The sequence below is a fragment of the Candidatus Amarolinea aalborgensis genome (assembly GCF_900491745.1).
GTDB lineage: Bacteria > Chloroflexota > Anaerolineae > SSC4 > Amarolineaceae > Amarolinea > Amarolinea aalborgensis.
On record NZ_UETR01000013.1, the window covers coordinates 20055 to 43136 of the forward strand.

Annotated in this window: 20 protein-coding genes; 17 read left to right on the forward strand and 3 right to left on the reverse strand. The window is 63.9% G+C overall.

Annotated features, from left to right (window positions below):
• Window positions 1–4 precede the first annotated feature (4 nt).
• Complete coding sequence (locus ACPQ6D_RS15755; protein WP_423225300.1) at window positions 5–835, reverse strand: caspase family protein; 831 nt, start codon at window positions 833–835, stop codon at window positions 5–7.
• A 378-nt stretch (window positions 836–1213) separates the two neighbouring features.
• Between ACPQ6D_RS15755 and ACPQ6D_RS15760 the strand changes: the two genes are divergently transcribed.
• Window positions 1214–1987 (forward strand): SDR family NAD(P)-dependent oxidoreductase, encoded by a 774-nt coding sequence (locus tag ACPQ6D_RS15760; RefSeq protein WP_423225301.1) that lies wholly within the window; start codon window positions 1214–1216, stop codon window positions 1985–1987.
• 94 nt (window positions 1988–2081) lie between these two features.
• Here the strand turns inward: ACPQ6D_RS15760 and ACPQ6D_RS15765 are convergent, their stop codons facing one another.
• Both ACPQ6D_RS15765 and ACPQ6D_RS15770 read right to left on the reverse strand, forming a co-directional pair.
• Window positions 2082–2930 (reverse strand): NotI family restriction endonuclease, encoded by an 849-nt coding sequence (locus ACPQ6D_RS15765; RefSeq protein WP_423225302.1) that lies wholly within the window; start codon window positions 2928–2930, stop codon window positions 2082–2084.
• Complete coding sequence (locus ACPQ6D_RS15770; RefSeq protein WP_423225303.1) at window positions 2931–4952, reverse strand: hypothetical protein; 2022 nt, start codon at window positions 4950–4952, stop codon at window positions 2931–2933.
• A gap of 147 nt (window positions 4953–5099) precedes the next feature.
• On the opposite strand from ACPQ6D_RS15770, the gene ACPQ6D_RS15775 reads away from it, so the two are divergent.
• From ACPQ6D_RS15775 to ACPQ6D_RS15850, 16 genes are all read left to right on the forward strand, one after another.
• Window positions 5100–5426: a hypothetical protein gene (locus ACPQ6D_RS15775; RefSeq protein WP_423225304.1), complete on the forward strand. Its 327-nt coding sequence runs from the start codon at window positions 5100–5102 to the stop codon at window positions 5424–5426.
• A 4-nt stretch (window positions 5427–5430) separates the two neighbouring features.
• On the forward strand, window positions 5431–5727 hold the full coding sequence (locus ACPQ6D_RS15780) for a YkgJ family cysteine cluster protein (protein WP_423225305.1): 297 nt from the start codon (window positions 5431–5433) through the stop codon (window positions 5725–5727).
• Between the two features lie 218 nt (window positions 5728–5945).
• Window positions 5946–7868 (forward strand): molecular chaperone DnaK, encoded by a 1923-nt coding sequence (gene dnaK, locus ACPQ6D_RS15785; RefSeq protein WP_423225306.1) that lies wholly within the window; start codon window positions 5946–5948, stop codon window positions 7866–7868.
• 230 nt (window positions 7869–8098) lie between these two features.
• Window positions 8099–8812, forward strand: a complete 714-nt coding sequence (locus ACPQ6D_RS15790) for a zinc metallopeptidase (protein ID WP_423225307.1) — start codon at window positions 8099–8101, stop codon at window positions 8810–8812.
• Window positions 8813–8910: 98 nt separating this feature from the next.
• The gene (locus ACPQ6D_RS15795) at window positions 8911–10266 is read left to right on the forward strand and encodes a S1C family serine protease (protein WP_423225308.1); all 1356 of its coding nucleotides are present in this window, start codon (window positions 8911–8913) and stop codon (window positions 10264–10266) included.
• A 90-nt stretch (window positions 10267–10356) separates the two neighbouring features.
• Window positions 10357–11037, forward strand: a complete 681-nt coding sequence (locus ACPQ6D_RS15800) for a carboxypeptidase-like regulatory domain-containing protein (RefSeq protein ID WP_423225309.1) — start codon at window positions 10357–10359, stop codon at window positions 11035–11037.
• A gap of 14 nt (window positions 11038–11051) precedes the next feature.
• Window positions 11052–12242 carry a phage tail sheath family protein gene (locus ACPQ6D_RS15805; RefSeq protein WP_423225310.1) on the forward strand — a complete coding sequence of 397 codons (1191 nt, stop codon included), beginning with the start codon at window positions 11052–11054 and terminating at the stop codon, window positions 12240–12242.
• Window positions 12243–12245: 3 nt separating this feature from the next.
• Window positions 12246–12677 (forward strand): phage tail protein, encoded by a 432-nt coding sequence (locus ACPQ6D_RS15810; RefSeq protein WP_423225311.1) that lies wholly within the window; start codon window positions 12246–12248, stop codon window positions 12675–12677.
• A 6-nt stretch (window positions 12678–12683) separates the two neighbouring features.
• Window positions 12684–13907: a hypothetical protein gene (locus ACPQ6D_RS15815; protein WP_423225312.1), complete on the forward strand. Its 1224-nt coding sequence runs from the start codon at window positions 12684–12686 to the stop codon at window positions 13905–13907.
• Window positions 13895–15928 carry a CIS tube protein gene (locus tag ACPQ6D_RS15820; RefSeq protein ID WP_423225313.1) on the forward strand — a complete coding sequence of 678 codons (2034 nt, stop codon included), beginning with the start codon at window positions 13895–13897 and terminating at the stop codon, window positions 15926–15928. The genes ACPQ6D_RS15815 and ACPQ6D_RS15820 overlap by 13 nt, the downstream gene beginning before the upstream one ends.
• Window positions 15925–17448 carry a phage baseplate assembly protein V gene (locus tag ACPQ6D_RS15825; protein ID WP_423225314.1) on the forward strand — a complete coding sequence of 508 codons (1524 nt, stop codon included), beginning with the start codon at window positions 15925–15927 and terminating at the stop codon, window positions 17446–17448. Before ACPQ6D_RS15820 ends, ACPQ6D_RS15825 begins: the two co-directional genes overlap by 4 nt.
• 32 nt (window positions 17449–17480) lie before the next feature.
• Window positions 17481–17822, forward strand: coding sequence for a hypothetical protein (locus ACPQ6D_RS15830; RefSeq protein WP_423225315.1), 342 nt, complete (start codon window positions 17481–17483; stop codon window positions 17820–17822).
• Window positions 17819–18250 carry a GPW/gp25 family protein gene (locus tag ACPQ6D_RS15835; protein ID WP_423225316.1) on the forward strand — a complete coding sequence of 144 codons (432 nt, stop codon included), beginning with the start codon at window positions 17819–17821 and terminating at the stop codon, window positions 18248–18250. The genes ACPQ6D_RS15830 and ACPQ6D_RS15835 overlap by 4 nt, the downstream gene beginning before the upstream one ends.
• Window positions 18250–20844: a baseplate J/gp47 family protein gene (locus tag ACPQ6D_RS15840; protein WP_423225317.1), complete on the forward strand. Its 2595-nt coding sequence runs from the start codon at window positions 18250–18252 to the stop codon at window positions 20842–20844. Before ACPQ6D_RS15835 ends, ACPQ6D_RS15840 begins: the two co-directional genes overlap by 1 nt.
• Window positions 20825–21367 (forward strand): phage tail protein, encoded by a 543-nt coding sequence (locus tag ACPQ6D_RS15845; RefSeq protein WP_423225318.1) that lies wholly within the window; start codon window positions 20825–20827, stop codon window positions 21365–21367. Before ACPQ6D_RS15840 ends, ACPQ6D_RS15845 begins: the two co-directional genes overlap by 20 nt.
• A gap of 14 nt (window positions 21368–21381) precedes the next feature.
• Window positions 21382–23070, forward strand: coding sequence for a PASTA domain-containing protein (locus tag ACPQ6D_RS15850; protein WP_423225319.1), 1689 nt, complete (start codon window positions 21382–21384; stop codon window positions 23068–23070).
• The last annotated feature ends 12 nt before the right edge of the window (window positions 23071–23082 follow it).

Consider the following 23082-nt stretch of genomic DNA (forward strand, 5'->3'; position numbering starts at 1 on the left):
TGACTTACGCGGCCGGCGAGAAGACCTGCCGATCCAGCAGTGCGGGCTGACATTCCAGCTGCGGCTGCTGTGCATAGGCCTGTCCGCTAACCCCGATGCGCTGCGCCAGTTCGCGGTAAGTGAGACGACCTCCGGTTGCCTGGATGGCCTCGGCCAGGCACCAGGTGAATGCGCCGTGATAGTCGTTGGCAATGTAGGCATCGGCCGAAGTCTGGTCATCGCGACAGGCCGCCACGAGCACGTTGTTCTCCGCGGTCTTGACTACCTGGAAGCGATTGGTGCGCGGGCGGAACAGGTTCCTCAGGTTTGCAAGAAACTTGATTGCAGCTGTCACTACGTCCGGCGGAGCAAGATAGCGCGATATCGGCAGCCTGGTCGTGTCGGCGTCCGCGGGGGGTACAGGGCGGTTGCCCGTGCCCGAATGGCAGCAGTCCATCATGACGGTCAGGCTGACGCCAGGCCCAATGCGATCGAAGGCCGCCTTGAGGTCATCGTCGCGCAAGGGGTTGTTCCAGTCGTGGTCGTAGGGGATGATGATTTCATCCGCGCCGTCCAATTCGTCATTGCCATTGTCGGCCACCTGGCTGCCGTGGCCGGAATAGTGGAAGATCAGGACATCGCCCGCCTGGCTGCCCGTAGTCAACCAATCCAGTCCTGCTTGGATGCCAGCCTTGGTGGCCTGGCTGTTGACCAACAGCTTGATGGCGTCGTCGCTGAATCCATAGTACGTTTTGAGCAAGCCCTTGACCTGCTCGACATCGTTGACACAGCCGCGCAGGCTGTTCTTGCCGTCGCTGTATTCGTTCAACCCGATCAGCAATGCTTTCTTAGTCATCGTGAGTTTCTCCTGCGAAAAGATCACAGCACGTTAGGTGGGAATCGTTCGGAGACTTCGGCGTTTGCGTAAGCGAATCGCCCGCGTGATTATAGCCAATCAGGTTGCGTAAGTCAACCGATTTTGTGGTTTCACAGCAATTTCAAATTCGAGCGATTTTGCTACCACATGGAACGCAAAGAGGACAAAGACCCCGCCAATCCGCGGATCTTCAGCCGTTTCTTTGTGTTCTATGCGTTCCTTGTGGTCAGGTACGTGCCGAGTTTGAGATTGCCTGTGGTTTCAGCCGCAACGCCGGCCCAGGCGGTTTTTGGATTTGCCGGGTCTGGCCTATAATCGGTCGTCAATGCAATCACCATTCCTCATAGGAGGCCCATCATGCATTCACTCAACGGCAAAACCGTTCTCATTACCGGCGCCAGCAGCGGCATCGGCGCGGCGTGCGCGCACGCCTTCGCCAGCCTTGATGCGCGCCTGCTGCTGGCCGCGCGGCGCCTCGAGCGCCTGGAAAAGCTGGCCGCTGAGCTCTACGCCCAGCACGGCGTCGAAGTGCGCACGCTGCTACTGGATGTGCGTGACCAGCCGGCCGTCGAGGCCGCCATCAACAGCCTGCCCGCGGCCTGGGCCGCGATCGACATTTTGGTCAATAACGCGGGGCTGAGCCGTGGGCTGGACAAGCTGCACGAAGGCAAGCTGGCCGATTGGGAAGAGATGATTGACACCAATGTCAAAGGCTTGCTTTACGTCAGCCGGGCCGTGATTCCGGGCATGGTCGCGCGCCGCCGTGGGCACGTCATCAACATCGGTTCCATCGCCGGGCACCAGGTCTATCCGAGCGGGAATGTCTACAGCGCGACCAAACACGCGGTCGCGGCGCTGACGCAGGGCATGCGCATGGACCTGCTCGGCACGGATGTGCGCGTGAGCACGGTGGACCCCGGTATGGTGGAAACCGAGTTCAGCCAGGTGCGCTTCCACGGCGACGAGGTCCGTGCGGCCAAAGTTTACCAGGGGCTGACGCCCTTGACCCCCGACGACGTCGCGGACGCCGTCGTCTACTGCGCCACACGGCCCGCGCACGTCAACATCAACGAGATCATCATCATGCCCACAGCGCAGGCTACCGCGACGATGGCGGTGCGCGTACCGTGATAATTGGGTTTGCGAGCCGGCGGCTGCTGCGCGCGCAAATTTCGCAAACGACCGTTACGTCGAACTGCGCGCAACCGATGTCTGCGTCTTGCGATTAGCTGAAATTCAGTTTCAAGCGAGCCTGCAACCGGGCGTTCAAGGTATTGACGAAGGCTTGTTTCTCCGGCAACCCTGGATTATGGCGCATGGCGTAGAACAATTCGTCCACTGTGGTCGAGACAAAACGAGTTGGTTTTAATGCCAAGCGCCCACTCTCAGGGACCAGATCATACAGCGCAAAACGTGAGGCGTGATCGGGCACATAGCCGTCGGGCCGTAAGCCGTAGCGGTGCACCAAGTTGGTGTAAATATATTCCTGGATGACCCAATAACAGGTGACCTTCCAGGCTTCGTACACAATGCCTTTGTTCAATAGTTGAGTCACGGCACGTTTGATCGTATCGTACGTGTTCATTCCAAAGGCGTATGTTCGCCGGGCGATGTCTTGCCCTGCCATGAAATCGCGAAGTGCTTGTACAATGGCGCCGGTGCTCGTCGTCGAGTCTGTCTGAAACTCAACGAGCACAAAATCATCTACTTCAGCTTTCATTGGCTTGTGTCGAACGAGCACATAGTCAATCGTGCCGACATTCGGCAACTCTACCTCGGCGAACAAGATTACGTTGTTGAGATCTCCAAAGTAATGACGCGCAATGTCCTCGATGACCCGCGGTATTCCACCCAGTGTGCCACCTTCTTCAAACCGGCGTGGACAGGTCGTCCGCACACTGTCGCGATGCTGCACCGAGCACACCCCAAATGGGTAATCCAAGAGACGACTTGTCTTATTGCAGGCACGATCTACAAATGGACACCAGAAACGCTGCCGGCATTGTTGCGCATCGCTTGATGTGTTGTCAATCGGATACCCAAATATCTCCGCTGGACGGTTGTTACTTGGCATTTACTTCCTCTTAGGAATAAGCTGTCTCCACGTCGCTCGTATTTGTTCGGGCGGCCAGTCCTGTTCCAACAGCCAACCCATGGAGGCACTGCAGCCGCGGCAGAACGTTTCGCTGTCTTGGCTGTCTATCTGAGTCAGAGGCGGCCAGCGTGCTGGTGCGTGATCTGCGCGCAGCGCAAACATCAGCACGGTGTCGTGCTTGAGCGCGTTGAGATTGGCAATGTGCGCGGAAATTGGGTTTTCAGAAAAGACCACGTGCGCGTTGACCAATCTGAATCCGGCCTGGCGCAGGGCCAGCGTCAACTCAGCCCACGCGTTAGGATCCCAGTGGTGGAAGGTGAAAACCAGGCGGCCGGCGTCTGGTTTGAGCGTACGGGCGCACTCGCGTAAGATGCCGCCCAGGATCGCCATAAAACTGGTGTCCCCGTTGGCGGCTGTTGACGCCACCGCGCTATGGGCCAGATCATAGCTCCAATTGGCTTCGGTTGGCAGCAGGCGCGCCAGCCAGACACGAAAGAACGTCGCCAGGTCGCTGTACTGGACGCTGTCGTAGTAGGGCGGATCGGTGACAACCAGGTCTACCGCATGATCCCCTACCGGCAGACGGCGTGAGTCGCCGTGGATCAGCCAAAATGACTGTTCGCGGTTCTGCAGCGATGCCTCATCGGCCACTTCGATGCCGCCGTCCACTTCACCCGCAATTTTGACCTGCTGCCATTGGCCGTCCGCGCCCAGTTTGCGTTCAACAGGCGCCAGCGCCCATTGACGCCCCCGTTCGACGCGGTCACGGAAGAGCGCTTGCAGATTACCCGATGATCGCCGCCTGTTGACGGGATTGTTTTCGGCCACTGTGTACTGAAACACGTACGCGTGCAGACCAAAGACATGGCGAATCGCGCCCGGCCGGTTCTTGAACCAACCTTTGTAACCGCACAGCATCGCGTTGAACTCGAGCGACGTCGAGACCAACAAGGCCAAATTGAGTTTGACGGCGCCTCGATAACCCTGCAGTAGTCGAATGGCATGATTCAGGTAAAGCAACTGGCGCGATGAGAAGAGGTCGAGGTAGGAATGAACCTGGCGTGTCAGCAGGTCGCCAGATTTTGGACCGGCAATGATGTCGAAATCACACAGCGGGCTAAAATCGAGTTGGCTGCGCAGCCTATCGGCCGCTTGCAGCCGGGTTAGATCGCTTCCCGCTGGCGACCGGAAGAACAGCCCGTGCTGGGCGCATTGGCCCGCGATGGCGATAGGCGCGTAACGTGCATAGAACGGCAAATCGAACCGTTCGGCGTATTTTTGACCGCACACCACACAGTCCGTGTCGGCTTTGGTGATGAGGCGCCGCGAACTGACCACGCCGGCTGGCGGCGGCTGAGCAGCATCGCCAATGGCCCATGTCTCCGGCCAGATGCGAATGACACGCCCGGCCTCATGGCGCAGGTCGAATTGGTCAACCTGGACCGCGTCGCCGCACGCGCACCGTTTGCGCAGGCCGTACAGGGTAAACTGGGAATCTACGGTCTGTGCGCACTGCGGACATTCGGTCTGAAAATATGAACCGATCAGCCGGTAAAGGTCATTGTGGAAGTCGTCGAAGGCCGTGCGCAGCTCGTGGAGCGGCGCCTGGGTCAATGAGGCGCGCGCCTGGACGATGGGAATCGGATCCACATCCGCGCCAATCACGCTGGCGCCGAGGCGCAGCGCCTCATGCAGCGTCGTGCCTCCGCCCATCATGGGGTCGAGCACGATCTTGCCCGCCAGCCCACCAGGCGCATAATAGTCACGGCGCTGGGGATCGCTAACGAACTGCTTGAGGATCGTGCGAAAGGTAGAGCCGCAACGCCGCGCCCACCATTTGTGCAGATAGGTGTTGGGGCGAAACAGATGCTTATTGAACGCCTCGGCCTCCGCCAGCGCGTTGGCGAACGCCTCAGGAAAGGACGCCTCCAACACACGATCGTGGTCGGCTGGCTGGATCAGCTCATCGAAGGTCAGTTGGCGAACGAATGGCGTGGTCATGATGGCAGGGATTGTAGCACAGGACCGAGGCAAGCGACGAAATCGGAGGGAGCGGGGGCGCCAGGCCAATTGAAAGAGCAGAGGGGGCATGATATAATACCAGCACGTTCCAAAGTTGGGTTGACCCTGCGAGGTGTGAAGGAATACATGCCAGTCATTGTTCCCGTGTCAGTTCCCGATCTGGATGACGTGAGGGCGCTGGCTGCGCGTCTTCATCACATTGGCAAATCGTATCAGGATCGCGTGTGGGGTTGGGAAATCACGTATGAGCCGGAATTAGATGAACCGAATGCCGAAGTTGAGGTTCCTGATGGCAAAGGCGGATTCGTCACGCAAGTCATGCCTTTGTGGACACCAGCGAGTTTCACGATTGGCGAGAGCGGCGTCTGGTTCTTTTCGTTGCTTTGGGAAAACGGCTCTGACGAAGCACCCGTAGAGTTTCTTGACGACCGTAATATCCTGGAAAGTGCGTGAAGCGATGGACTGTCGTGTGGGTTGCGGGGCCTGCTGTATCGCCCTTTCGATTTCATCCCCCATTCCGGGAATGCCGGAAGGCAAGCCGGCTGGCGTGCGCTGCGTACAGTTGACGGCCGATAACCGCTGCCAACTGTTTGGCCTGCCCACGCGGCCGCTGGTGTGTAACCGCTTGCGGCCTATGCCGGAGATGTGCCATGAGACGGCTGACGAGGCCTTGGCCTGGCTGACCTGGTTGGAACAGGAAACCGCGCCCACGGGCGCGGCGATCCGCCTGCTGCTCGACGATAGTCCGGCCTGAGGTTGACCGTTTGCGACGCCGCAAACATATCCCAGGACCTCTAACACTCCCCTAACACCGCGCTAGCGTAAATCTAACACAAGACGGCTAGAATAGGGCACGTAGTCTGAACATGCTCTCAGACAGCGTGCCCTTTTTGTTATGCGAGCACAGAAACCAGCCGCAGATCAAGGCTGGCTGATGAATTGACATAGACGTGGTATTCATGGAGGTAAGCGATGGGAAAGATAGTAGGCATTGACCTGGGAACGACGAATTCTTGTATTGCCGTGGTAGAAGGCGGTGATGTGACCGTGATCCCGAACGCCGAGGGCGGCCGCACGACGCCGTCAGTCGTAGCGTTCACCAAGACCGGCGAGCGCTTGGTGGGGCAGACGGCGAAACGCCAGGCGGTGGTAAATCCAGAGAACACCGTTTTTTCGATCAAGCGCTTTATGGGGCGCCGCGTCGCGGAGACGCAGACCGAGCAGAAGATGGTGCCTTACCCTGTCGTGGCCGGCCCGGCCGGCGAAGCGCAGGTGCGCCTGCCGATCAACGGCAAGACGCATACGCCGCAGGAAATCTCGGCCATGATCCTGCAGAAGCTAAAGACCGACGCCGAGGCCTACCTGGGCGAGCCGGTCACCGACGCGGTGATTACCGTGCCGGCCTATTTCAACGATGCGCAGCGCCAGGCCACCAAGGACGCGGGCAAGATCGCCGGCCTGAATGTGCAGCGCATTATCAATGAGCCGACGGCCGCGGCGCTGGCTTACGGCCTGGACAAGAAGACCAATGAGACGATCCTGGTTTTTGACCTGGGTGGCGGCACCTTCGACGTTTCGGTGCTGGAAGTGGGCGACGGCTTGATCGAGGTCAAGTCCACGAACGGGGACACCCACCTGGGCGGCGACGACTGGGATCAGCGCATCATCAACTATGTGGCCGATGAATTCCGCAAGGAGAACGGCATTGATTTGCGCCAGGATCGCCAGGCGTTACAGCGCCTCAAGGAAGCCAGTGAGAAGGCCAAGATCGAGTTGTCCAGCGTGATGGAGACAGAGATCAATCTGCCGTTCATTACCGCGGACGCCGCCGGGCCAAAGCATCTGCAGGTGCGCTTGACGCGCGCGCGCTTCGAGCAGTTGACGGCCGACCTGGCGGAGCGCTGCGTGGGGCCGTTCCAGCAGGCGCTGAAGGACGCGCGCTTGCAGGCGCAGGATTTGAACGAAGTGGTGCTCGTCGGCGGCGCCACCCGCATGCCGATGATCCAGGAATTGGTGCGCAAGCTGGCCGGCGGCAAGGAACCGCACAAGGGCGTCAACCCGGACGAGGTCGTTGCCATCGGCGCGGCGTTGCAGGGCGGCGTGCTCGGCGGCGACGTCAAGGATGTGCTGCTGCTGGACGTGACGCCGCTGAGCCTGGGCGTGGAAACGCTGGGCGGCGTGATGACCTCTGTCATCGAACGTAATACGACGATTCCAGTCAAGAAGAGCCAGGTCTTCAGCACGGCTGAGGATGGACAGACGGCCGTAACGATTCATGTGCTGCAGGGCGAGCGCCCCTTGGCCGGCGACAATGTCAGCCTGGGGATGTTCAACCTGGAAGGATTGCCGCCCGCGCCGCGTGGGCTGCCGCAGGTGGAGGTGACGTTCGACATTGATGCGAACGGCATCCTGCACGTGGCCGCCAAGGATAAGGCCACGGGCCGCGAGCAGTCCATTCGCATCACGGCGTCTACGAACCTGAAGAAGGACGATGTAGAGCGCATGGTGCGTGAGGCGGAGCGCAATGCGGCCACCGACAAGCGGCGTAAGGAACTGGTTGAGGCGCGCAACAACGCGGATGCCCTGATCTACACGGTGGAGAAGGCGCTGCGCGACCTGGGCGACAAGGTGCCAGGCCAAGATCGGCGGCGCATCGAAGAGCAGGTGACGGCGCTGCGCAAACTGAAGGATGGCGAGGACACAGCCGCCATTCGCCAGGCCAGCGAACAGCTGCAGCAGGCCAGTTACGCGTTGTCACAGCAAGTGGCTAGCCAGACGCCTGGCGGCCCAACGAACGGCTATGGCCCTAACGGCGCCGGCGGCGCCAACGGCCATGCGCCGGGACGCCAACCCTCGGATGAGGACGTGGTCGAAGGCGAGTTTCGGCCGGTCTAACCTGAGATCGGCTTCCGAAGTCTCACGGCTTCGGAAGCCTGCTTATCTGAAGCCCGCAGACTTCCGAAGCCACGCAGACTTCGGAAGTCTGCTTATTTAGCTACGTTGCCTACAGATAAGAAACGAATCATCTGCTAGTCTTATCCGTATAGTTGTTGCATGTGTGGTATAATGCAGGCAATTGTTGCCCGTTGTGTCCCGTGACGCAGCGGTTTCAAAGGAGTCTGACGATGTGGTTTTGGAATCCACTCTATTTTCTGTTTACACTACCCGCGCTGATCCTGGGCCTCATCGCGCAGGCCATGGTGAAAAGCGCGTTTAACAAATACTCGCAAGTGCGCACGCTGCGCGGTCTGACCGGTGCGCAAGCAGCCGCCAGCATCTTGCGCACCTTTGGCCTTTTCGACGTAACCGTGGAAGAGACGCAGGGGATGCTCTCCGATCACTATGACCCGCGCAGCCGTACACTGCGCCTGTCGCCGGACGTCTACCGTAACAGCTCGATTGCGGCCGTCGGTGTGGCTGCCCATGAAAGCGGCCATGCCCTGCAGCATGCCAAAGGCTACTGGCCGCTGCAAATCCGTACGCAGATGGTGCCAACGGTGCAGCTCGGCTCCTGGCTCGGCCCGATTATCTTCATGGTCGGCTTCTTTCTCGGCGGTCGCGTCGAAGGGTCGCTTGGCTACTACGTGGCCGTCGCCGGCCTCATCTTGTTTGCTGTGGTGGCCCTCTTCGCGGTGGTCACGCTGCCGGTTGAATTGGATGCCAGCCGGCGAGCCAAGCAGATCCTGGTGACTGAAAACATTCTCGATCGCAGTGAAATGGACGGCGTCAACCGCATGTTGAACGCAGCCGCGCTTACGTATGTGGCGGCCGCTGTGCAAGCAATTTTGACCCTCCTCTACTACGCCTTTATCTTGTTTGGCAACCGCCGGCGCAACTGATGATGAATCGCCGTTTTGCCGGACGCGCGTGATCGAGTCACAGATTCTGCCTCACACCAGACGCAGAATCTGTGCTTTCATTAAGAAGAGGTATTGCCATGTCGAATTCTAGACGTAATCTTGTTGTCGCTATCATTGTGTTGGCCGGTGCATTGCTCTTGCTTTGTATCTGTGCTGTCGGCGCCTGGTTTGCTCTGAGTCCCAATCTTGACAGGACAAACCTGCTGCAAGGCTTACAGCCAACCGTGGCCGTGACTCGCCAAGCCCCCCGTGTTGCCACGGCAACCCCGGCGCGCGCCGAACCGCGCGCCACAGCCACGCCGGCCAATGCGCCATCTGCGCCAGCCACCCCAGCCACTCCACCCACAGCGCCCGTCCTGCCCACGGCTGTGCAAGCGCCCGCCGGCTCGGACATTGAAACCGCGCTGCTGACCAACCTGTACGAGCGGGTCAACCCCTCGGTGGTCAACATCACGATTCTGGGTCGGGCTGGCGACCAGGTTGTGCCGGGTATGCCCATCCCCACCCCAGTGAATCCTGATGAACTGGTGCCGACCAGCCAGGGCTCTGGCTTCGTCTGGGATGCGGAAGGCCACATCGTCACCAATGCGCACGTGGTTGAAGGCGAGGCCGGGGTGCGCATCACCTTCTCAGATGGCACGTCCGCGACGGCCGAGGTGATCGGCACCGATCCAGATTCGGATTTGGCGGTCGTGAAGGTGGATCCCGCTACGGCGGCCCTGGTGCCGGTAGCTCGCGGCAGCATGGACACGGTGAAGGTAGGGCAGCGTGTGGCTGCGATTGGCAATCCGTTTGGCTACAATGGCACGCTGACGGTGGGCGTGGTCAGCGCCATTGGCCGCTCCATCTCATCACTGACGCAGTTCAACATTCCCAGCGTCATCCAGACCGACGCGCCGATCAACCCTGGCAACTCCGGCGGGCCTTTGCTCAACATGGATGGCGCCGTGATCGGCGTCAATGCCCAGATCGAAACCTCAGGCGGCGTGCGCGCCAACTCGGGCGTCGGTTTCTCGATCCCCATTAGCATCGTCGCGCGCGTGGTGCCGGCGCTGATCAACGAAGGCGTCTATCGCCACGCCTATCTTGGCATCAGCGGCAGCACGTTCAGCCCCTTCTGCGCAGATGTGCTGGGCATTGATCCCGCGGTGCGCGGCGCGTATGTCAATGAAGTCGCAAACGGCGGGCCGAGCGACAAGGCTGGCATTCGCGGCGGTTCTCGCGCCGTCAACAAACTGACCTGCCCAGAGATGGCCGGCGGTGATCTCATTACCGCCATCAATGACCAGCCGGTTACGCGCTTCGACGACCTGTTGGTTTACCTGGAGAATAACACCAGCCCCGGCGACAAGATCACACTGACGGTGCTGCGTGATGGCAAGGAACAGCAGATTACCGTTGAGCTTGGCCGTCGGCCGCAACGCAGCCAGTAACCAGGTTTTCGCACAAGACCAGACTTCCGAAGTCTTGAGGACTTCGGAAGTCTGATCACTTCGGAAGTCTCCTCGTCCTGGGGCCACAGCATGATTGACCAGATCGCTCAGCGTTTGCAGGATTGGGTCGCACAGGCCCTACCGGAGACGACAGTCACCATCGAGCCGCCGAGACCTTCTCCCGGCGGCCAGGGTGTCAGCCTCTACCTTTTCGAGTTGGTGGACGATCCACCCCTGCGCGGCGGCCAACGCGCACCGCTGCAGGCGGCCGCGCGTTTCCTGGTGACAACGTGGGCTGCCACGACCGCAGACGCTTTGCGTCTCCTGGGCGACTTGTTGTTTGCCGCGATGGAGAAAACGGAGTTTCAGGTTGAGTTGACGCCGCTGCCAGCGGCAACCTGGGCCACGTTTGGCCTTCCGCCCCAACCTTCATTTGTGCTGCGCGTTCCCCTGCAATGGTCACGCCCCCAACCCCCCGTCAAGCGAGTTCGCCATCCGCTCACGGTGCAGCCGGCGCCGTTTGCCAGCCTGCGCGGTCGGGTAGTAGGCCCAGACGATATTCCCCTGTCCGACGCCGTCGTGATGATCGAGGGATTGGATGCCGTCGTGCGCACCGACCCGGGCGGGAATTTCTATCTGGGCGCGCTGCCAGCCAGCGCGGCCAGCCAGCGCCTGCGGGTGCGCGCCAAAGGCCAAGAGCTGATTGTTGACCTACGACTCCCCATGACCGACGAACAACCGCTGCTGATCCGTTTTGCGTCTTTTGACTGAAAGGAGAAGTCCGCATGCCAAACTATCTGGCGCCTGATATTTATGTCGAGGAGGTCGCCGGCGGCGCCAGGCCCATCGAGGCTGTCGGCGCCAGTACGGCGGGATTCGTAGGTGTGGCGCCCAACGCCGCCGCCCATCTCAATGAGGCCGTCGCCATCAATAACTGGATGCAGTTCGTCAAGGAGTACGTGGCTGACGGCAGCGCCAGCACCCATCTGTCGAACGCCGTCTACGGCTTCTTCCAGAACGGCGGTGGACGCTGCTATGTCGTCAACGTTGGCGAAGGCAAGCCCATCAGCGGCGGTGGAAAGCAGCGCACAGGGCTAGACGTGCTCGAGCAGGTGGATGAAGTGGCTATCGTGGCTGCGCCCGGTTTTTCCGATGCTGCATCCTATGATGCACTCCTGGAACACTGCGAACGGCTCGAAGATCGCGTCGCAATCCTCGACGCGCCGGCCCAAGTCACTGACATTGACAGCCTGACGAAAGTGGCGACATCTCCCGCCGGCGGCGGCGCCAGCGCGGCGGCCGGACTGCGCGCTCGACAGTCAGAGAACGGCTACGGCGCGTATTATTTCCCCTGGCTGATCGTGCGCGATCCCCTGGCGCCTGGCGCCCTGGTCAACGCGCCGCCGTCAGGACACATGGCGGGCATCTGGGCGCGCACCGACGCCGCGCGCGGCGTGCACAAGGCGCCGGCCAATGCGGCTGTGCGCGGCGCGCTCAACCTGACCTATCATGTTTCCCGGGCCGAGCAAGCAGTCCTCAATCCGGCCGGGGTCAACTGTATTCGCTTTTTTGGCAGCGAAGGGATCCTGGTGTGGGGCGCACGCACCCTGGCCGCGTCTGGCAGCGAGTGGCGCTACCTGAACGTGCGTCGCTTGTTCAACGTGATCAAGGAATCCATCGCACTCAACACGCGCTGGATCGTCTTCGAGCCGAACGACTATACCCTTTGGAAGTCCATCCGCCGCGATATCCGCGCCTTTCTGACGGTTCTCTGGCGCGACGGCGCGCTGATGGGGCGCACTCCCGATGAAGCCTTCTTCGTGAAGTGCGATGAGGAAACGAATACGCCCGACGTCGTAGATGCCGGGCGCGTCGTGACCCTTATCGGCGTCGCGCCGGTGAAACCGGCCGAGTTCATCGTCTTCCGCCTGAGCCAATATGCCAGCGGCAGCGAAACCCAGGTGCAGGGAGGTTGATCCATGGCCAACCAGGTTGATCCATTTCGCAGCTATAATTTCAAGCTCGACATCGCTGGCGTCACCGAAGCGCATTTCACGGAATGCAGCGGCCTGGGCGTCAAAGTGACGCCCATCACGTACCGCGAGGCTGGCAATAACCAGGTGGTGCGCCACATTCCGGGCCCGGTTGACTACGCGGCCGTCACGCTGCGCTATGGCCTCACCTCGTCTCGTGATTTGTGGGACTGGCTGCAGGCAGCCGCGCAGGGCCGCGTCGAGCGCAAGAACGTCTCACTTCTAATGCTCGACAGTCAAGGCGCGACCGAAGTGATGCGCTGGAACTTGATTGACGCCTGGCCTTCAGAGTGGCAAGGCGCCGTCCTGAATGCGCTTTCACGCGAGATCGCCATCGAGTCGTTGACGCTGGTTTATGACACGCTGGAACGCGCCTAGCCACTCATGAGTACGATCGGGCAGTCGCTACGTCTTTCCCTGGCGCGTACCCTACGCCGAACAGCTTCGCTCCTTGATCGGTTGGCGCTGAGCCTGCAATCGCCGGCCGCGCCTATCAGCGCCGCAGATGCTGACACAACGCCAGCAGAAGGCCCGCCCGCGCATTGGCTCCAGCACGCCCGACGCCCTCCGCCAGCCCACTGGCTGGCTCACATTCGCCGCCAGGCGCCGCATCTTTTGGCCGGAGCTGGGTTGGATGACGAGGCCTGGCTCACCCAGGCTGCGCCATCCACGCTGAAACCCCTCTCACCCGCCGCCTCTGTCACACCAGAAGAGTCTGCGTCCGCTGCGCCGGTCCAGGCGCAGCCAGCGTCGGCTGAACCTGTCGCCGCCGTGCAGCCGCGGCCCGTTTCAGCGTCCGCGCCCACGACAGCCGCGGCTCAGCCAACGCCGCGCCTGCGTCCAACCCGCGCATTGTCCACGCATCCGTTGCGCTTGCGCCCTGTGGAAACAGCAGCTTCGGCCCCGCGCCTCGGCCTGGCGGAGAATGCCCTGCCTGCGCCCACCGCGCCCACGCTCGCTGTTTCCGCCCCGGCGGCGTCCATGCGGCCAGCCGCACAGCCGCGGCCGGATAGGCCCGCGCCTCCGTTGCCCTCCCATCCGTTGCCCACGCGGCCTGTGAGACCTGTGGCGAGTGCGGCGCCTGCGCCCACCTTGTCCGCTTTTGCGCCTGACGACGCGCCTTCCACCGCACCCCGCGCCGTCGCAGCGTCTGCATCCCGGCCGCCGCACGAGGCGCTGTCCCGTGTGCACTCCAACCGCCTGCCGTTCTCCTCCCTGGAACAGCCAACCACGTCGCAGCCGACGACGCCGCCGACGCCCGCGGCCCCGCCGCCGCCTGCTGCCTCGCCCAAGCCCGCGCTGCCTGCCGCGGCCGCGCAAAGCCCAACTCCTGCGGCGCCGCCACTCCGGCCCAGGCCGCAGCCCACAGCGCCGCCATCCAAGCCGCACCGTCCAGCGCCGATCACGGCCGATCCGTGGCCCCAGCTGCCGCCAGCCGCCGATCCTACGTCGTCGTCCAGCACCGGCGCGTCGCCGTCCACGCCGGCATGGCCCACGCTTCCCCCATGGCCCGAAGCGGCAGAACTGGAAACAGCGCCGAATCTGCGGGCCTGGCAGCGCCGCCAGCGCCTGCAGCGCGAGCAGCGAGGTCTTCTGTGGAACGAGTAGCCTTCTTGGTTGAAGAAACCAACGAGCGCCTGCGCTGCCTGCTCAATCCGGAGACGCTGGTGCTGCGCCGCACCGCGGGCGTGCGCCCGCGCCAGTCCACCTCCGGACAGGTCACTGGCCTTGGCCTGGCAGACGATCCCTTACTCTATACCGGCGGCGGCCGCACCGAGCTGGACCTCGATTTGCTCTTCGATGTGACGCTGCCCGGATCGTCTGTGACCAGCGAAGATGTGCGCGACCTGACCGCGCCGCTCTGGCGGTTGGCCGAAAACAGCCAGGCCACAGCCGGCGCCAGCCGCCCGCCGCTGGTGCGCTTGATCTGGGGCAAGTCGTGGAATATCCCCGGCATTGTCGTGGCCGTCGCCGAGCGCCTGGAGCACTTCACCGCGGCGGGCGTGCCGCGGCGTTCCTGGCTGCGCCTGCGCCTCCTACGCGTGGAAGCGCCGACTGTCCCCGCGGCCACGGCCGCACCCCCAACCAATTGGGGTTTACAGGCGGCCAACGCGACGTTTGCGACCCCGAGCGCGGTACGCGTTCACGAGCGGCTCGGCGGCAGCGACCGGAGCAATAATACCACGGTCGAGATTTCGTTGGCCGCGTCGCTGGTCACGGCCGGCGACATCATCGGCGCGGCGCTCCTGGAGACGCCCGCGGTCGCCTTGCTGCTGGCAGCCGGCCGCCGCATCGTGGATGAAGCCGCCGGCGCGATCGGCAAGGTGGCTGACTGGATCACGAGCGCAGGGGATTCGCCGGCGCTGGCTGCTATCCGCGCTGGCTTGAGTACAATGGGGAGCGCCGCGCAGCGCGTGCTAACGGTAGTCTCCAGCCGAGTTTCCGAGCTGCAAAAACGGGTGGTCGCCGAGATCGGCGCGGCCGCAGCCCGCATCGCGGCAACGGCGCGCGCGCTCAGCATACGTCTGGCCGCGCTGACTGCGCCGGCGCGGGAGGCCATCGGCGCCGCGCTGGAGGCGGCGCTGGCGAACATCCGACCCCTGGCCCGCGCCCTGCCGCAAGCCGCCGCGGTGATTGCCGCGGCCGTGCGCGCACGGGCGGCGCGCCTGCTCGCGGCCGCCCTGCCGGTGCTGGAAGCCGGGCGGGACGCGGCCGGCCGCGCGCTGCAGCGCGCAGGATCGTTCCTGTCTGAGGCCGCAGGTCGCGCCGGCGACGCGATTCGCACGGCGATGGAGACCATCGGTCAGGCCATCCAGGGGTTGCGACAGTCCGGCAGCACGTCGGTTTTGCCCAGGGTGCAGGCGGCCCTGGCGCAGGTGGCCGGCGCGGTGACTGCGCTATGGGCTGACGGATCGAGTCGCGCCCGCCGCGCCGCGCGCGCAGTCGAGAAGACCGTGGTCGCCATGACCAACGGCCTGAAAAACATGCTCGAAGCGGGGGAGGCTGTCGCCCTGGTGGCTGGGGAAGCCCTGCGCCAGCCTATCACTTCGTCGGCAACCGCGCTGGACGCGGCCGTCGCGGGCTGGACGGCTGGCAATGCTTCGGACGCAGGATCGGCGGCGGACGCAGGCCAAGACCTGGTTGCGGCCGTGGAGGCGCTGCAGCCTGCACCAGATGATCGCACATCTCAGTCGCTCCTGGCGCCGGCCGCGCAGATTGCCGCCGCGTTGGAGCAAATGCCCCACGCGCCCCCGGCCCAAGTCGCCGGCCAGATCAAGCCCGCGCTGGCAGCGTTGCAGGATGCGCTCGACCACCTTAACGCGACTGAAGATCAGGCCGCACAGGCCCTGCTCAGCGCGGCGCTGGCCGCGGCGCCAGGATCAGCCGCGACCGTAGAAACGCCTGGCGTTGCCGCGCCCGATGAGCCGCCTGGGCTGTTACCGCAGCCGGCGGCGGCCACGCGTGCGATTGATTTCGGCGAGCGCCTGGATCAGCTCAGCCATCGTTACCTGGGGGATGCCGCTTTTTGGCGCGCACTGGCCGAATTCAATGGGATCGCTGACCCGCTGCACTTGGGTGAAGGCTTGACGCTGCGCATCCCATCGAGCGCGCGCGGAGGGGCCCGTTGAACAGCGTAGCGACGCTTCCTCGCCTCCATATTACTGCGGACGGGTCGGCGCTGACTGCGGCTGCCTATCGTGGACTCAGCGACGTGCGAGTGCAGCAGCGCTTGTCGCTGCCAACCCTCTGCGAGCTGGTTTTTGCCGACCCCGTCGAATTTCTGGATCTCGCGGCGCGGCTGACGCCCGGCGTTCGGCTCTTGGTTGAAGCTGACGACCAGGCGGTTCCCCTATTTGTCGGCGAGGTCACGGCCGTAGAATGGGTCTATGGCCCTGCCGGGCAGCGTGAACTGCGCGTGCGCGGCTATGATTTGCTGCACCGGCTGCGTAAGCGCCAGCCAGTCAGGACGCACGTCAGCGTCACCCTCGCCGAGCTGGCCGCCGACATGGCGACGGATATCGGCCTGACCGTAGATGCGGCTGACCCAGGGCCGCTGTGGCCGCGACTGCTTCAGCATCGGCACTCTGATCTGCACTTGCTGGCGGATCTGGCTGCACGCGCCGGGCTTTACCTCACCCTACGCGAAAATGTGCTGCACCTGCTGACGCTGGCCGGCATCGGCGATCCACTGCCGCTGACGCTGGGCGAGTCACTGCTGGAAGCGCGCATAGATGTCAGCAGCGAGCCGGCCACGCGCAGCGTCGCCGTGCAGAGCTGGAACCCGCGGGAGGCTGTCGCGCATGCGGGGCGCGCGAAGACCCCGGCCATTGGACGGACGCCGGATGCGTTCACGGCGCCAGATCGGGTTGGCGGCAGCGGCCAACGGGTGCTGGCTGGTCAGGCCCTACAGGATGATCGTCACGCCGAAGCGCTGGCTCAGGCCGAGCTAGATCGGTACGCGGCGTATGAAATGACCCTCTGGGGCGTGGCGGCCGGCGATGCGCAGCTGCGACCGGGCGCACGCGTGGTCATTGATGGCATCGCTGGCGCCCCGGCGGGACCTTACGTCCTGACAGAGGTGACGCACACCATCAACACAGCGCACGGCTTTGTGTCCGAACTGTCCACCGCACCGCCGCCGCCGCCCACCGACCTGGCGGCGCCGGCCGCCGCGGTGCTTGGCATCGTCACGCAGGTGAACGATCCGCTGGCCCAGGGTCGCGTTCGCGCCAGTCTGCCCGCGTACGGAGCCATGGAAACGGAATGGATGCAGGTGCTCAGCCTGGGCGCGGGGCGCAGCAAAGGTTTGATGATTTTGCCTGACGTGGGCGATCGTGTCCTGGTGCTGCTGCCAAGCGGCGACCCCGGCGACGGCGTCATCCTGGGCGGACTGTACGGCCCGGAGGCGATGCCGGACAGCGGCGTAGAAGGCGGCGCCACGCAGCGCCACACCTGGTTGACGGCCGGCGGTCACCGGATACGCCTGGACGATGCCGGTCAGACCATTCGCGTGGAGGACAGCCGCGGCAGCTACGTGGAACTGTCTCCCCAAAAAGTGCTCGTCCACGCGACCACGCGCCTGGAGTTGGAAGCGCCTGGCCAGGCCGTGGTGATTCGCGGGGCCACGATTGATTTCGAACGCGCGTAACAATACGCGTGGCATAGGAGCGAGTTACGCTCATGAAGGTTCTGACCGAGGACGCCCTGCTGGTATGCCGTCATGAACTAGGCACGGTTGCCATCGAAGCAACGCAAACCCTGGTGACGATTGCCGGTCGCCGCGTGCTGGTCGAGACCAATCCGGAGGACCGGCCCATTCGGCTGTGCCCCAATATCGGCGTTGCGATCAAACCTTGCACGCGCACCCTCAAGGTGAAGACAGGTTATTCGGATTTTGTGCGCATCGAGGGCCGCCGGCTCTGCCTGGACACGGTGACTGGCCTCACCGACGGAACACCGCCAGGGGTTGTAGATTATCTGGTGCGCAAACCTGGCCAGGATTTGGTTGAGGAGGCGGCATGACTACCGACCGCGAACGTGGCTGGTTGTTTCTGCACCCCGATTATGACGCCGCGCCGGAATTTGCCGGGCTGCGCCTCTCTGCGCGCGGAGGCATCGCCCTGGTCGAGGGGGCGGCCGCCGTGCGTCAGGCCATCCTGCTGCTGCTGTCAACCATGCCCGGCGAGCGGGTGATGCGGCCAGATTACGGTTGCGAACTGCACCGACTTCTGTTCGCAACCAACGATGACACCACGGCCGGCCTGGCGATCTTCTACGTCCGTCGCGCGCTAGAGCGCTGGGAGCCGCGCGTCGACATTGTGCGGTTGGACGCCAACCGCCAGGCTGAGCGTCCGGAGCTGCTGGACATTGTTCTGGAATACCGGCTGCGCGCAACGCGGCAGACCGACCGGCTGGCTTTTACCGTCAACCTGGAAGCTGAGGAGGTGTGATGCCACTGCCTGCACCCAACCTGGATGACCGCACGTTTGGGCAGTTGATGGAGGAGGCTCGCCTCCAGATTCAACGCAGCAGCCCCGCGTGGACCGACCTATCGCCTGGGGATCCTGGCATCGTCCTGCTCGAGCTGTTCGCGTTTTTGACCGAGACCATGCTTTATCGGCTGAATCGCCTGCCGGATAAAGCCTATGTAGAATTCCTCAATCTATTGGGTGTGCGTCTCTATCCGCCGGCGGCGGCCAGCGTCACGCTGCGCTTCAGTCGGCGCGGCGACAATGAGAGTGCGCTGGATATTCCGCGCAGCGCACGCGTGACCACGAATCGGACTGACGCCGCTGGGGAAGCGCCGGTGTTCACCACCGCGCATTCGGTTACGTTGGCGCCAGGCGAGAGCAGCGTCGACGCGCCAGCTTACCAGTGCGACCTGGTGGAAGGTGAGCTGGCTGGGGTTGGTACGGGATTGCCAGGGCTCGTCGTCACCGCGCGGCGTCCTCCGATCGTGGCGCCGACAGGGGATGACCTGGACCTGGTCGTCGGCGTGGAAACGGCGCGTGAGGAACTTGAAGAACGCGCGCCCGCGGTGCAATATGGCGACAAAGCCTATCGCGTGTGGCGCAGCGTGGACAGCTTCACCAACCTGGGCAGCGATCGTTACGCATACCGGGTTGACCGGCTCAGCGGGCAAATCCTCTTTGCGCCTGCAGCCCGCATCGCGCTGCCTGGCGGCGGCCTGGCAGACACACCGGCCGCCTTGGCTGAGATTCCGCCGGCCGGTCGCGAGATTCGCCTGTGGTATCGCCGCGGCGGGGGGGCCGGCGGTAACGTCGCCGCGGGAACCCTGACCGTGCTCAAAGACACGCTGCCGGGGATCGAAGTGACGAACCCGGAACCGGCCACGGGCGGCCAGGCCGCAGAAACGCTGGAGAACGCGCTGGTGCGCGGTCCGCTTGAACTGCACTCCCTGGAACGCGCGATTACGGCCCGTGATTTTGAAAATGTCGCGCTGTACAGCTCGCGCGCCGTCGCACGCGCGCGCGCCGTGACACGCGCCGACTTGTGGATGCACGCACGTCCCGGCACCGTTGAAGTCCTGTTGGTGCCTTTCTTGCCCGAAACTCAGCGCGTGGCCGGCCAGGTGACAGCCGCGGCGCTGCTGGCGCAGCAAACCGAAGCGGTGCGCACGCAAATCGAGCGCGACTTGAACAGCCGCCGACCTTTGGGAACGGCCTGTGTTGTCACCTGGACGCGCTATAAGCCGGTGAGCGTGGCAGCCCGCATCGTCGTGCGCCGCCAGGAAGATCGCGCGCGTGTCAAACAGCGTGTGTTGGAACGCCTGCATGGCACGATCAACCCGCTGCCGACGGAGTACAGCCCTGGCGGCTGGCGCTTTGGGCAGGCGCTGCGCGTCTCGCACGTCTACGATGTCGCCTTGGCCGAACCGGGGGTGCTCTGGGTTGACCGGGTGCAGCTTCGGGTAGATGATGTGCCGCAAAAAAACGCGACCGCCGTGACCGCGGATTATTTCCAAGCGGGCGCCTGGTACGCCGCGGGCGGGCCTGCCCTCTACCGTTCGCTCAACCAGGGCGATGGTTGGGAGCCGGTGGCCCATTTCGAGGGAGAGCGGCTGCAAGTCATCCGCGCGCATCCTGAGCGGGCCGGCGTGCTGGCGGCCATTACCACTGCGGCGGCTGGCCGCGCCACCATCTATTTCTCGGCGGACTGCGGCGAGTCTTGGGAGCCGTCGCCAACCAACACCGCGTTCGAAATCAACGACGCCGCCTGGACGTTGCGCGACGGGACGCCCGTCCTTCTGTTGGCCACCGATGTGGGGCTGTACGAACTGCCTTATCAGCCCGGCGCCAGTCCGGTGCAGGTCTTGGTGGATCCGCAGACCCAAAACCTCGGTTTTTATGCGGTGGTTGCCTCGCGCGATGTGCGCGGCCAGGTGTCTGTGGCGGTTGCCGCGCAAGGCACGCGTGGTGTTTTTCTCTCTAGCAGCGCTGGGCAGCGCAACACCTTTCGTTTGATTGGCCTGCGGGGAGAGGATATTCGAGTATTGACCGTGCAGTACGATGGCCCGCGCGCCTTCCTGTGGGCCGGCGCGGCCGCGGCTGGTCCCGACGATCCAGGAAAAGGGTGTTTTCGCTGGGAACTGCTTGGCGCGCAGGATCCGCCGGACGGCTGGCGGCCGCTCAGCGCCGGCTGGAGCGGCGGCAGCTGTCGCGCCCTGACTTTTCTGGGCGCCCGCGCCTTGGCCGCCTCGTTTCGCAGCGGCGTCCTGCGCTTGAACACGGGCGATCGTGACCCGCGCTGGGAGACGCCGGACGTGCGCTGTGGGCTGCCGCTGCGCGACCCGGGCCGCTTCTCTCCCGTGGACGCGGTGGCGGCAGGCGCCAACGCCGCGTGGGCAATGGCGGGCGCCAGCGATGGACTATTCCGCAGCGCGGACGGCGGCCTGACGTATGAACGCGCGGCGCAGACCGAATTTGCCGACCAAGATCGGGTGACACTGCCGCCGACCTGGCTTTTCTGTTCAGGCGAGCATCAGATTGAGGTGGTGAGCGAAGATGAAGCGGAACGAGCTTGAAGGTCTGCTGCCTGACACCTTCAGGCGCACGGCCCGGCCCGGCAGCGTGTTGGCTGCGCTCTTGGACGTCATGGAAGCGCAGCACGCGCCGTCTGAAGAGGCGCTGGCGAGCCTGGACAGCTTCTTCGATCCCTACCGCGCGCCAGACGATTTTGTGCCGTACCTGGCGCAGTGGGTTGATCTGCTGCGTTTCGTGGACGAGGCGCCGGGCGGAGCAGACGCGGACCTGCGCACGTTTGCCGGCGGCATGGGACGCCTGCGTGAGCTGATCGCGGCCGCGGCCTACCTTTCACGCTGGCGCGGCACCAGCCACGGGCTGGTTCTCTTCCTGGAGACGGCTACCGGCGCGACCGGCTTTGGCATCGAGGAGGATGTGCCTGGCAGCGACGGTCGCCCGCAGCCCTTTCATGTGCGCGTCGTCGCGCCGGCGGCCGCGCAAGCCCAGGAGATGTTGATTCGACAGATCGTTCAAATGGAAAAACCCGCGTACGTCACCTTCGAGCTGGTTTTTCGCGCCCAGTAGCACGAAAGGATCCTATGCCAAGCCCATTTTCCATCACCGCGGCCACGAACAGCGTCCGCCTGGATGACCGGCGTCAGGGCGCCGCGACCTTCACCGTCTTCAACGCCAGCGGCCGTGCGTTGCAGGGCCGGATTCAGATTGCGCCGCTGGGTCAGGCTGCTGCATCCTGGTTCCAAGCCGACGGCGCCCCCAATCGCGCCTTTGCGATTGGCGGCACAGAGCAGATTGTGGTCTCGGTGGCGGTCCCAGCCGCGGCGCCGCCCGGTTCCTACTCCTTCCGGCTGGATATGGTGGGCGTGGATAACCCAGACGAAGATTACACGGCCGGCCCGGTGGTGACGTTCGAGGCGGTTGCCGCGGCGCCGAAAAAACCGTTTCCCTGGTGGATTGCAGCCGTGGCCGCGGTCGTTGTTATCGCGGCGCTGGCGTTCATCCTCACCCGTCCGCGTGCTGTGGCCGTGCCCGCGTTGCGCGGCCAAAACGTGGGTGACGCACGCGCGGCGCTCAACGCCGCCGGCCTGAAGTTGGGAGACATCAGCGAGGGCGCCAGCGACGGCCTCGCCGCGGGGCTGGTCGTCGCTTCGACGCCCGCGGCGGGCGCGCCCGTCGCACGCGGCGCGACCGTGGCGTTGGTGGTGGCGGCCCAACCGACGCCAACCGCGACGCCGCTGCCCCAGCCAACGCCCTTTGGCGGCGGCGCCGGGCGCATCGCGTTTGTCAGCAATCGGGACGGCAACCTCGAAATCTACATCATGAACGCTGATGGCTCCGGGGAGACGAACCTGACGCGCAATCCCGACCCGGACTTTGCGCCGAGTTGGTCGCCGGACGGCGCGCAGTTGGCCTTCGTCTCGGTTCCGTCAGGCGGACAGGATGCCCGCCTGGTTGTGGCGCAGGCAGATGGCTCGAACCCGCGGCTTGTCAGCGGCAGCCTGGGGTACAACCTGGCTTTCCTGACCGGCGCCGGCGCAACGATCACCACGCCGCCCAGCAACTTCCCGCGGCCGGCCTGGTCGCCTGACGGCAAGCAGCTCGTCTTTGTCGCAACGAACGGCCAGCTGGCAACCGCGCGCGCGGACGGGTCGGGCGCGACGATGCTTGCCGCGGCCGGCGGATCGCCGCCGAGCGTGATCTATTCCTACCCGACGTGGTCGCCCGACGGCCGGCGGATCGCCTTTGCCCAGCTCGACACCGCGAGCGGGCGGCAAGATTTGGTCGTGATCAACGCGGATGGCAGCGGCCTGCAGCCGTTGGTGGTCAACGGAGCCTACAACCGCGATCCAGTGTGGTCGCCCGATGGCAAGCGCATTGCCTTCGCCTCCAACGTGGATGCCAGCTATAGTGAAATTTACGTGATCAATGCGGACGGCTCGAACCAGCAGCGGCTGACCACCAACAGCAGCGACGACACGCAGCCGACGTGGTCGCCGGACGGCGCGTTCCTGGCCTACGTGTCCTCCCAAAACGCCAGCGCGGATCTCAGCGTCATGGCTGCAGACGGCTCCGGCCAGATCATTTTGACAGAAAACGCGGCCGAGGATATTGATCCGGCCTGGTCGCCCGACGGGACGCGCCTGGCGTACGCGGCGAACCGTAACGCAAACCCATACCAGGTGTATACCATGCGCCGGGATGGTGGGGAGAAACGACTATTGACCGAAAGCGTCGCGGGTGACAGCGCCATGCCGGCCTGGCAGCCCTAAGGAGGAAATCGT

What these genes read in the sequence shown, in the direction of transcription:
- ACPQ6D_RS15755 (WP_423225300.1), bottom strand. Translation starts at nt 835, where the DNA reads ATGACTAAGAAAGCATTGCTGATCGGGTTGAACGAATACAGCGACGGC.
- ACPQ6D_RS15760 (WP_423225301.1), top strand. Translation starts at nt 1,214, where the DNA reads ATGCATTCACTCAACGGCAAAACCGTTCTCATTACCGGCGCCAGCAGC.
- ACPQ6D_RS15765 (WP_423225302.1), bottom strand. Translation starts at nt 2,930, where the DNA reads ATGCCAAGTAACAACCGTCCAGCGGAGATATTTGGGTATCCGATTGAC.
- ACPQ6D_RS15770 (WP_423225303.1), bottom strand. Translation starts at nt 4,952, where the DNA reads ATGACCACGCCATTCGTTCGCCAACTGACCTTCGATGAGCTGATCCAG.
- ACPQ6D_RS15775 (WP_423225304.1), top strand. Translation starts at nt 5,100, where the DNA reads ATGCCAGTCATTGTTCCCGTGTCAGTTCCCGATCTGGATGACGTGAGG.
- ACPQ6D_RS15780 (WP_423225305.1), top strand. Translation starts at nt 5,431, where the DNA reads ATGGACTGTCGTGTGGGTTGCGGGGCCTGCTGTATCGCCCTTTCGATT.
- dnaK (WP_423225306.1), top strand. Translation starts at nt 5,946, where the DNA reads ATGGGAAAGATAGTAGGCATTGACCTGGGAACGACGAATTCTTGTATT.
- ACPQ6D_RS15790 (WP_423225307.1), top strand. Translation starts at nt 8,099, where the DNA reads ATGTGGTTTTGGAATCCACTCTATTTTCTGTTTACACTACCCGCGCTG.
- ACPQ6D_RS15795 (WP_423225308.1), top strand. Translation starts at nt 8,911, where the DNA reads ATGTCGAATTCTAGACGTAATCTTGTTGTCGCTATCATTGTGTTGGCC.
- ACPQ6D_RS15800 (WP_423225309.1), top strand. Translation starts at nt 10,357, where the DNA reads ATGATTGACCAGATCGCTCAGCGTTTGCAGGATTGGGTCGCACAGGCC.
- ACPQ6D_RS15805 (WP_423225310.1), top strand. Translation starts at nt 11,052, where the DNA reads ATGCCAAACTATCTGGCGCCTGATATTTATGTCGAGGAGGTCGCCGGC.
- ACPQ6D_RS15810 (WP_423225311.1), top strand. Translation starts at nt 12,246, where the DNA reads ATGGCCAACCAGGTTGATCCATTTCGCAGCTATAATTTCAAGCTCGAC.
- ACPQ6D_RS15815 (WP_423225312.1), top strand. Translation starts at nt 12,684, where the DNA reads ATGAGTACGATCGGGCAGTCGCTACGTCTTTCCCTGGCGCGTACCCTA.
- ACPQ6D_RS15830 (WP_423225315.1), top strand. Translation starts at nt 17,481, where the DNA reads ATGAAGGTTCTGACCGAGGACGCCCTGCTGGTATGCCGTCATGAACTA.
- ACPQ6D_RS15835 (WP_423225316.1), top strand. Translation starts at nt 17,819, where the DNA reads ATGACTACCGACCGCGAACGTGGCTGGTTGTTTCTGCACCCCGATTAT.
- ACPQ6D_RS15840 (WP_423225317.1), top strand. Translation starts at nt 18,250, where the DNA reads ATGCCACTGCCTGCACCCAACCTGGATGACCGCACGTTTGGGCAGTTG.
- ACPQ6D_RS15845 (WP_423225318.1), top strand. Translation starts at nt 20,825, where the DNA reads ATGAAGCGGAACGAGCTTGAAGGTCTGCTGCCTGACACCTTCAGGCGC.
- ACPQ6D_RS15850 (WP_423225319.1), top strand. Translation starts at nt 21,382, where the DNA reads ATGCCAAGCCCATTTTCCATCACCGCGGCCACGAACAGCGTCCGCCTG.